The following is an 8,389-nucleotide window of genomic DNA, read 5'->3' as shown; positions in this document are numbered from 1 at the left end:
GCGACACATCCATGAACCCGAGCATGTCTGGGCCTGGTCCCGATGGCGACGACGCCGCCAACACCAGGCCCGAACATGCCACTACCGACGACGCGGCTACCCCTGACCAACTGCCGTTGCAGTACTAGGGTTCTCCGCAACGGCGGCCCGGTGCCGCCGGTGGGGAGGCAGCGATGCGGGATAAGTCGGGCCTGCCCGCAGGGCCAGGGCAGCGCATCGGCGGTGCAGATCCAGAGCGGTTTGAGCGGCGCGTGTCTTTGCATCTCGCCTCCGAGGTGGGGTCGATCTTCACGGCACTCCGGCCCGCCGGGAAGCTCCTCCACCGGGCCGGAGGCCATCCCTACCTCACATCGCCGCGCACCCACTTGTCAATCAGCAAGGAGCGATAGTCAAGCCAGCGCCGTGCCTACGGTCGAAGGGTGAAGCGACCGCGCTTGTACGGACCGGGCGAACTGGCCGCCCTGTTCAACGTGTCGCGGCAGCGGGTCCTACAGATCACCCGCAGACCCGGCTTCCCCGAACCACTCGCCCGACTGATCGGCACCACTGTCTGGGACGCCGACGAGGTCGACGAGTGGGCACGCCACCACCGACCTCCCCGCACACCTGCGGAAGACGACGAGTAGACAGCCGACCAACCATCGGGCACGGCACTCGCCGGCGTGCAGACCGGTACACCCTCCGCCATGAACACCGGTACGGTGCGGGCATCCACGGCGGCCCGGATCCGTCGTACACATGTGCTATCCACAGGGTGTGGACAGCGGGGGGATCGGATGAGTTACCAGCTCAGCGCGGTCGTCGCGGATGTCGAGCTGCTGCGCGAGCAGACCGCCGACCTGGATCACGCGGTGCTGGCCGCGCTCCGGCAGGATTTCGCGCTGCTGCCGGTGACCCCGCAACTGGTCGAGGAGCTGACCGGCGCGCTGCCGGACTACCACCCCGAGGAGCCGACCGCCGGGCAGCCGTTCGAGCTGGTCCTCTCGCCGGCCCTGGCTGGGCTGCTGGACCGCTGGTCGCGGCGCGGGCCGGTGGCGTACCTGGAGGCGGAGTTCGCCGGGGGTCTCGGTCGACAGGCGTCGGCGGTCTGGCTCGACGGCCGGTTGAGCTGGGGTCCGCGCTTCGACAGCACCTTCACGCTGCCGCGCGTCGAGTGGCCGATCAACGCGGCGTTGGCGCGGCTCGGCGCGGAGCCCGGCCGATGGCTCGACCCGTTCGCCGAACTGGGCCTGCACCTGGAGCGGAACACCGCCGGTTGGCTGACCCACGGCCGGCGTGGGCTGACTGCCGACTACTGGGACGAGCTGGCCGAGGAATGGGAGGAGCAGCAATTCCCGGCCGACCAGCAACCTGAACGCCCCGGTCCCGTTGTGGACTGGGGGATTCCATGACATTGCGACAATTTGCCGTCCTTGCGGCATTGCTGGTGGCTGCCACCGCATCGGGCAGCGGCCGCCGGCCATCGGAGCACGACGCTCCGGCGCGGCCCATCGGTGCCAGCCAGGTGGTCGGGTTGCACGGCCTGGCCGGAGCCGAGTTCGGCGTCAGCGAGGCGGAGCTGACCCGGCGCGGAATGCTCCGCGCCGATGCCGACACCTGCGGTACGACGCTGGCCGGACACGGCACGGCCAGCCCGATCTTCGTCGACGACCGGCTGGTGCTGCTCTGGCTCGACGACCCGATGAGCACCCCGGAGGGGATCACCGTCGGCACCCCCGTCGGGGAGGTGCTGCGCCGGTACCCGTCGGCGGTCCGGCTGCACGCTCCACAGCGGACGTACCGGTTCGACGGACTGCTCGCCCGCGACGGCGACCGGGGGTACCTCTTCCTGCACGACGGCACGGCCGTCCGGGAGATCATCGCCGGGTACGCCGACTGGGCCCGCCGCCTCTTCGACGAGGGTTACGGCCCCTGCTGAACTGCAGCCACGACGTGGATTGTCCGTGACCGGCCCCGATGAGAACATCTCCTGGCCACGCAGTCGGCGTGGGCAGCACACGGGGGATCGATGTCACGCACAGTCCTGTCCCGCCCGGTGATCCGGGCCGGGAAGTCACTGCCACGCCTCGCGCTGGCCACCCTGCTCGTCTCGACCCTGGCAGTAGGCCCGATCGCCGCAGGTGACGGGGCACCGACACCGGCCGCGGTGGTCGGTACGTCCGGCACCACGGCGACGGGCTCGCCGGCGTCGGCACCCGCCACATCGGATCCGGCGTCGCAGGCCACCGGGCTGAGCACCGAACAGCCGCGTACCCGGTCCACCACCGTCACCCGGCAGCCCAAGCCACCCCGCTCACGCTGCGGCGGCGGTCTGGCCCTCGGCACGGTCGCCACCTGCGCCGCGATCGTCGACCAGGCGCAGGACGTCTGGACCGTCACCACCACCGCCGCCGACGACCTGCTGCTCGTCCAGCTCGGTCGGGGCACCGGGCGGGACTCCGTCGGTGGCCGGGTCACCGATGCCACCGGCCGGGAGCTCTGCCGGCTCGGCGTGGACGCGAACCGCTGTCGGGTCGGTGCCGCCGGGACGTACCGGATCACCCTGCAACTGCCGTACTCGACCGGGCGGGGCGACTACACGATCGCGGCCGAGTCGACGCATACCCCGTCGAGCTGCGGGCAGTTGCCGGCGGACCTGTTCGACTTCGGGTCACCGGGGAGCACGGTGACGCTGCCGGCCGGTGCGGCCGCCCGGTGTCACCTGTTCGACCAGCCAGCCGGTGCGCTGCTGCGGTTCGCCGACCCGGGCGGTCCGCGCGACATACGGGGGCTGATCCTTGACGGGCGGCACCTGACGCTCTGCGAGTTGAGCTACGGCGGCGGTGACTGCCGGCTCGACCGGCCGGGCCCCTACCGGCTGCTGAGCTGGGAACAGTACGGCAAGGAGGGCACCCACCTGGTCAAGGCGCGGCGGCTGTCCGACCCGGCGGGCTGCCAGAGCCTGCCGCTCGCTCCGTACGGCGACCCGGGCAGCGCCGTGAACAGCGGCGCGACCCCGGCCGGCGAGGCGACCTGCCACACCTTCGGCACCGACGCGGCCCGGCCGCTGCTCGTCCGCGCCGTCAGCCTCGACGCCACCAGCTTCGACTGGCAGGTGCTGGATGCCACGGGCGCTCAGGTCTGCGCCCGGGAGGGCGTCCCGGTCTGCACCGTGCCGGCCGCCGGCCGGTACACCCTGCTGGTCAGCGGCCCCCTGTACGCCGACCGGACCCACCGGTACGAGGTGGCGCTGAACCCGCTCGACCGGGCCGACGGGTGCGCGCCGACCACCGGCTACGCCCCCTGGGACCAACCGGCCCTCCAGGTGAGCCAGGTCGCCCGGGTACAGACCAACTGCCAGCCCTTCACCGGCCGGGCCGGTGAACGGGTCATCGTGTCCGGTGCACGCTGGACCCAGGACACGGGTGGCAACCGGATCTGCGCCGAGCCTACCGACCAGGTCGGCTGCGTGCTCCCGGCCGACGGCGACTACCGGGTGATCTCGTACCGGGAGTGGAGCGGGAACACCGTCGAGACGTACCCGTTGGGTATCCGGCGGATCTCCGACCCGGTGGGCTGCCCCACGGTCCGGCCCGGCAGCTACGGCGCCGCGCCCGTCGGCGCCCCGGCCCCGGTCGCGTGCCGGATCCTGGACGTCCCGGCCGCCGGGGTCTACCGGGTGACCGCCCTGCACGGCGACAACGTGACCACGTTCGCCCGGGTCCTCGACACCGCCGGCCGGACGGTCTGTGCCCAGGTCCGCTGCCCGCTGCCCGCCGGCCGGCACACCCTGCTGGCCAGCGTGGACGCCACGAGCACCACCGAGTTCGCGGTGTCGCTGCTGCCGCTGCGGCCGACCGGGTGCGCACCCGTCTCCGACGCCGGCTGGGCCGACGCGCCGCACCGGGGCCGGATCGACACCTCCGGCCAGATCGACTGCGTGGTCCTGCCCACCCCGTCCGGGGCGTCGATCGCCACGCTGCTGCCGGTCGACGCCGCACTGAACGTCGACATCGTGGACGCCGACGGTGAGTCGGAGTGCAGCCTCTGGTGGTACACCTGGCACGGCTGCGAACTGGACGGCCCGGCACCGCACTCGGCGCTGCTCACCGGGCACACCTGGGTCGCGCAGCTGTCGTACACGGTGGGTTTCGCCCGGACCGACGCGCCGGCCTGCCCGCCGCTGCCCCGGGACACCACGGACACGACGGTGACCACCGGCCCGGACCGCCTCGCGGCCTGCTTCACCGTCCCGCCCGACCAGACCGCCGCCCGGCAGACCTTCACCTGGGCGCGCACCGCCGGCACCGGCCGGGCCCGGCTGACCGTCTTCGGCGGGACGGGTCGGTCGACGTGCGGGACGGACCGCGCCGCCCAGGGCACTGTCACCTGCACGCTGCCTCCCGGCCCGGTCACCGTGCTGCTGGACACCGACGGCAACACCGCCACCTACCGAGTGGGCCAGCGGAACGCCGGCACGTCCTGACCCGGTCGCGGGCCGGCTCCGATCGGGGGCCGGCCGGGCCGGGCAAACGCGGAACGCCCGGTGCGATCCTCACGGATCGCACCGGGCGTTCTCGCTTGTCACGAGCGGTGGCGGCGGGATTTGAACCCGCGGAGGGCGTAAACCCTCACACGCTTTCGAGGTCTGCGACCACCTGTTCAAGACCGTCCATCAGCAGGCGGGACCAGGCGCTTCGCCACCTGGCGAACCCGGGCACGTACCGGCGTACAGCAGTGAACGAGACCAAGATTGAGACCAAGCATGACCCGCCAAGAACCCGCTGCCGCTGGCGCACAGTCGCAACGACTTGGGCGGCGACGCAACGGTCAAGCCATATGTCTGATATCTGATTAAAGATCCGCAAAGAATGCACTACTGCACCCCCTCAGGTAACCTCCGGCCACAGAGTCGATAAGTAAACTGGCTAGATGGGGTGGCATTGATGACAAAGAAGGACAAGCCCAAGACTGTAGCCTTCTTTGAAATTCGAGACGCCAAGGGTTGCCCTTTTCCCGACCCCCTACCCTGGGATAAGCATTTAGCGGAGATATCTCGCGAGTCGGCGGAAGCCAGAAGGCACTACGTGGGAATGACCCCCCATTGGGGTCAGATCTATACGCGCCACGAAAAGGACCACCTAATTCTCGCACGCTATCGCGATGACGTTTCTTCTTACGATATCGAAACGGGAGACATTGTCGATACGGCTTCCGACTCAGCAAAGCCTTGGGTGGAACTCTCAATCACTCATTTTCTGGAGGAAACAAACAGGCTAGGTTATGTTCTTGGCTCCCACGCCGCCCCACGCATTTCCGCCTTACAAGCATGGATTAACTCGCATGCACTGGTCGATGGCGGCGTAACGATTGAACCAGTCTTGTCACGGAAAGTGATGCAGAAAATCAGGGGAGCTGCCGAAGCATCGCTTCTGCGCGTAAAGTACGACAGCCGCCAACTAGACATCACCGACGAGAGCACAGCAAAGACCCTCGCGGAAATCAAAAAGTTGGTGGGAGCAAAGCTCGATCACACCTCAATCGAGTTGATTTTCCGAATCGAGGGCGGGATGTCGCCCGGCCTTGAAGAGGACCGCATCAAGATACTTGACATAGCCAAGGAAGTTTCAGAAGACGACTTCCGATCAGCCGCCGCCAAATTGGTCAACTACGACGAAAGTGGCCGCCCCCGAGCTGAGGACGTTGACTTTGTCAAGCATCGCCTTGCCCGGAAGGAAAAGATCACAATTACGGACCAAGAAGGCAAGTCGGTTAAGATCGCTTCTGCAATTGATGCGATCTATCGTGCAGCCGAGCGATTCGGTGATGAGCTTTACCAAGATCCGACGCTGAACGGCTAGGAGTGTCGGACCCCCTCTCTACACTGGTGGAAGGAGGTGCACAGTGGAGAACAGTCGCCGGAAGGTCGCCACACCAAAACGTCGCCCCGCGTCCCTCCTTGGGGCCTTCTACCGCCTCGGCAATTTATCCCCCGGCAAGCTTCGAGGGATCTGGTCCGACCATCCGTGGGTCGATACATGCATTGTGGTCGGAATCGTCTCCCTTCACGCATTCTTCGTGGTTCGCTATGGAGTCGGCGATGTTCTCGCATGGGCGGACGGTAGCCAGAGAACCGACACATACGCGGCCGGTGCAGGAGTTTCCGCACTAATAGGCGGGTTCACCGGAACTGCCATCGCCCAGTACGGCAGCTCCTCGGGGCCAATCATCACCTGGCTACGCGCTGTCCACGGAGCCAAGATACGCGACAACTGGCTTAGCATCTGTCGCTGGCTGATGGTCGTTGCAGCGCTGTGTATTACAAGCATGGCGATTGACGGTGGATCATCCAAGCCAAACGGATCAAACTGGTTGTTCGAGGTCGCCTTTTTGCTTTCTCTTCTAAAGTTTGCACGATTGGTTTACTTATTCGAACTAATCATCACAGCCGTCGACAAGCAGGACGAAAATTCTTTCGCTTTGCAGAAGGCAAGCAAAAGGCAAGCACGGGCAATGGCCGGCAGAGCCAGTAGACCACAAGAACCAGGCGTCGTATTTGACGACGAGGATTGAATCCGCCTTATGAGCTCGACAGTGTGGCGGCTGAGGAGCCGGACAGGATTTCCGACCATGCCTTCCATGCGTCTGCGAGGATGTCAATCAGTTCTGACCTTGTCGGCGTCCATTCAAGGGCGGTGTGAGCGCGGCTAATGTCCGCGATCAGGTTCGGTGGTTCTGGTTTGGGGGGCTGGCGTCGGACAACAATCGGGTGGCCTGTGACCTGCTCGGCGGCGGCTACTAAGCTGGCCATGCTCGTACCGATGCCGGAGCCGAGGTTGACGGTTTGGCCGACCCCTGGGGCGCATGCGGCTAGGGCGAGTCGGACGGCGGTGGCGACGTCAGCAACGTGGACGAAGTCGCGTACTGCCGCACCATCGCCGTTCAGCGTCACATGGTCGAGTTGGCCGGTGATCGCGCGAAAGACGTTGGGGATGATCCGTGCGCGGTCGGTGTCGGTGACGCCGTCGACAGCTCCGGCGATATTGAAGGGCCGTACGATGATCGCGCCGATTGCTCCGGTTGCTGCGTAGGCTGCGACCATCTGCTCGGCGGCGACTTTCGATGCCGCGTAAGGGCTTTCGGGGTGTGGGTCGAGGTCTTCGGAGAGTGCACCGTGGTGCTGTGATCCGTACACGATGTTTGTGGAGGCGAAGACCAGGGCGGCCGGCCCGGTGGTCGTCCGCGCAGCGTCCAGGGCCATGAGTAGGTTCAGTGTGCCGGTCGCGTTGACGTCGAAGTAGCTCAGCGGGTCGGCAAACGAGTCCCGGCCGCTGGTGAGCGCAGCGAGATGCACCACGCCGCCGTACCTGCCTTGCTGGACGATGTCGGCGACGCGGTCGCGGTCGCGGATGTCTCCCGTCACCAGCTCGGCGCCAGGGGGTGGGTTGCGGTCACTGTGGCCCCGGGTCATGACGGTGACCCGGTGGCCGGTGGCGAGTAGTTCGCGGGTGACGGCGTGGCCGAGGAATCCCAGGCCACCGGTTACCAGTACGTGCACGTCAGCCTCTCCCCAGGATGGTGCGACGGTGTTCCCACGCAAGTTGGATGCAGCCGGCCGCCGCCGGGGCCAGTCGCCCGCTGGCGGTCAGTTCGTCGATGGTGTGCCGGGTGAACGGCAACGCCGAGGTGGGCCGTACCCGCCCGGTCTTGACCACTGTCCCTTCGGCGTTGGCGCTGACCATGTTGGCGAACAGGCGGTCATAGGTCGGGCCCTCGAACACGGCCACGGTCAGGATCTCGCCCCACAGGGTGAGCGCATCGAGCGCGACGCCGAGACAGAAGACCCGTACCCCACCGGCGGCCAGGGCGCGGTCGAAGGACGCCAACGGTTCGGCGGTGTAGTCCGCCGGCTCACCGTCGCCGCCGTGCTCGGCGCTGCCGAGGAATTCCTCGCTGTACTCGCGCATCATGTTGCGCCACAGGTCGAAGTCGGCCGCCTGAGCCGCCGGCAAGACGCTCGACGGTTGGAAGACTCCCGCCGGCATGATGTGCAGCATCCCCCCGGCTACGGCCACGTTGCCGGCAGCTCGGTTGTGCAGCACGAAGGAGACCCCGTCGTCGTCGACCCGCAGGGTGAGCGTGTCGGTTGACGGTGCCGTGGCCCGGCGGCTGGGCGTGAACGGGTCGCCGACGAGTCGCCGGAAGCCGAGGTTGCGCCAGGACGCCGGCAGGATGCCGCTCCCATCGCCGGCAACGTGGTACATCGCCATCTCATGCGCGAGCGCTTCCGCGACGTCGACACCACCGAAGTACGTGCCGGTGGTGAAGGTGAGCGCCCGATCGGGCTGACTCCAGTCGACCCCCGCGAGGTGCCACGCGAGCCGGTTCTCCAGCAACCGGGGTTGCTCGA

8 protein-coding genes and 1 tRNA gene are annotated in these 8,389 nt (G+C 67.5%); 6 read left to right on the top strand and 3 right to left on the bottom strand.

Annotated features, from left to right (window positions below; genetic code table 11):
* The first annotated feature begins 419 nt into the window (after nt 1-419).
* From AC0AIB_RS30665 to AC0AIB_RS30650, 4 genes are all read left to right on the top strand, one after another.
* On the top strand, nt 420-626 hold the full coding sequence (locus AC0AIB_RS30665; RefSeq protein ID WP_328342096.1) for a helix-turn-helix transcriptional regulator: 207 nt from the start codon (nt 420-422) through the stop codon (nt 624-626).
* 150 nt (nt 627-776) lie between these two features.
* Complete coding sequence (locus AC0AIB_RS30660) at nt 777-1,391, top strand: hypothetical protein (protein ID WP_328342094.1); 615 nt, start codon at nt 777-779, stop codon at nt 1,389-1,391.
* Between the two features lie 32 nt (nt 1,392-1,423).
* Entirely contained in the window at nt 1,424-1,918 is a 495-nt protein-coding gene (locus tag AC0AIB_RS30655) for a hypothetical protein (protein ID WP_328349002.1), read from the top strand.
* Between the two features lie 90 nt (nt 1,919-2,008).
* Entirely contained in the window at nt 2,009-4,465 is a 2,457-nt protein-coding gene (locus AC0AIB_RS30650) for a hypothetical protein (protein ID WP_465098012.1), read from the top strand.
* A 105-nt stretch (nt 4,466-4,570) separates the two neighbouring features.
* Here the strand turns inward: AC0AIB_RS30650 and AC0AIB_RS30645 are convergent.
* A tRNA-Phe gene (locus AC0AIB_RS30645) sits at nt 4,571-4,684 on the bottom strand.
* Nucleotides 4,685-4,925: 241 nt separating this feature from the next.
* Here AC0AIB_RS30645 and AC0AIB_RS30640 point away from each other — a divergent pair.
* Both AC0AIB_RS30640 and AC0AIB_RS30635 read left to right on the top strand, forming a co-directional pair.
* Nucleotides 4,926-5,840, top strand: a complete 915-nt coding sequence (locus AC0AIB_RS30640) for a hypothetical protein (protein WP_465098011.1) — start codon at nt 4,926-4,928, stop codon at nt 5,838-5,840.
* A 43-nt stretch (nt 5,841-5,883) separates the two neighbouring features.
* Nucleotides 5,884-6,552, top strand: a complete 669-nt coding sequence (locus tag AC0AIB_RS30635) for a hypothetical protein (protein ID WP_465098010.1) — start codon at nt 5,884-5,886, stop codon at nt 6,550-6,552.
* A 7-nt stretch (nt 6,553-6,559) separates the two neighbouring features.
* On the opposite strand, the gene AC0AIB_RS30630 is transcribed toward AC0AIB_RS30635, so the two are convergent.
* Both AC0AIB_RS30630 and AC0AIB_RS30625 read right to left on the bottom strand, forming a co-directional pair.
* The gene (locus AC0AIB_RS30630) at nt 6,560-7,537 is read right to left on the bottom strand and encodes an NAD-dependent epimerase/dehydratase family protein (RefSeq protein WP_465098009.1); all 978 of its coding nucleotides are present in this window, start codon (nt 7,535-7,537) and stop codon (nt 6,560-6,562) included.
* Nucleotide 7,538: 1 nt separating this feature from the next.
* Nucleotides 7,539-8,389: XRE family transcriptional regulator (locus tag AC0AIB_RS30625; RefSeq protein ID WP_465098008.1), on the bottom strand; the 851-nt coding region annotated here is incomplete at its 5' end.

It is taken from the genome of Micromonospora sp. DSM 43699 (genome assembly GCF_055517075.1).
The sequence above is the reverse complement of the archived record's forward strand: the minus strand, read 5'-3'. Positions and strand labels throughout refer to the sequence as shown.

Bases quoted from the DNA above. Each gene is read 5' to 3' on its own strand.
- AC0AIB_RS30660 (WP_328342094.1), top strand. From the start codon at position 777: ATGAGTTACCAGCTCAGCGCGGTCGTCGCGGATGTCGAGCTGCTGCGC.
- AC0AIB_RS30640 (WP_465098011.1), top strand. From the start codon at position 4,926: ATGACAAAGAAGGACAAGCCCAAGACTGTAGCCTTCTTTGAAATTCGA.
- AC0AIB_RS30650 (WP_465098012.1), top strand. From the start codon at position 2,009: ATGTCACGCACAGTCCTGTCCCGCCCGGTGATCCGGGCCGGGAAGTCA.